At 35.4% G+C, this 889-nt stretch carries 1 protein-coding gene; it reads left to right on the top strand.

Features of this window, described 5'->3' with window-relative positions:
* On the top strand, positions 1 to 889 hold an 889-nt coding region (locus CXF87_RS21660; RefSeq protein ID WP_198556086.1), incomplete at both ends, for a TnsD family Tn7-like transposition protein.

The following is an 889-nucleotide window of genomic DNA, read 5'->3' as shown; positions in this document are numbered from 1 at the left end:
AGTTATTCATCTATATCATTTGATCAATGGAGCCGCTATTACAATATTGAATCTAAACGGCTAGCGTTGCTATCTCATAGAGGGGTTAATCATAAAATAACTGATCGCCGTATACATTCTTATTGGGGTAACGATTGGATGCGTCACCATGGTCTTTCAACGGATCATGGTTCTGACTGGATAATTAAAATATTCAGAAAGCACAAAAGTTCTTTTTCATACTTGCAACACTTTTCTTGTTGGCTAGGAGTGCGGGGTGACTCACTTGAAATAATTCTCCATGATGAGCTTAAGAAAGTGTTGCAATACAGCGAATCTACTAATAAAACTAAAAAGATAAAGTATTCTAACAATGATGAGAAGAGAATAGAGTATCGTAAGGAATGGATTAGCTGCTTAAAGAAATACGAATATTTGTGTGATATAAGGAATGATAAAAATGGTAGGCGATTTTATTCTTGGTTATATAGATATGATTTTTCATGGCTCGAAAAGAATAAACCCGTGCAAAAAATTAATAAGGAATGCTTTAGAAATGTTGACTGGAAAAAGCGAGATAGAAGTGTTGTAAGGTACTTAATTGATATGGAACGCTCCATCTGGCAGAGGTTAGATGGTCGACGAAGGTCTATGTCATGGTACTGTCAGCAACTGAAAGTAAAGTCCTTTTACTCGTTAAAAGTCGAAAAAATGCCTCTGTGTCGACTTTTTTTTATAAAATATGCAGAAACAGTTGAAGAGTATCAGGCACGGCGCTTAGCATACCATTTATCTTGTATGATTACGGCTAAGCGTGGTGAAGTGAATAGCTATGAGCTATATAAAAAAGCTGGCCTTAGTGCCAAAACGATCTATCAGTCAGTTGATATTATTATCAAAAAAGATATTC

Source organism: Halomonas sp. MES3-P3E (genome assembly GCF_002836035.1).
In the GTDB taxonomy this organism is placed as follows: Bacteria; Pseudomonadota; Gammaproteobacteria; order Pseudomonadales; family Halomonadaceae; genus Vreelandella; species Vreelandella arctica.
Note: the sequence above shows the minus strand (reverse complement) of the source record. Positions and strands in the feature narration are given on the sequence as shown.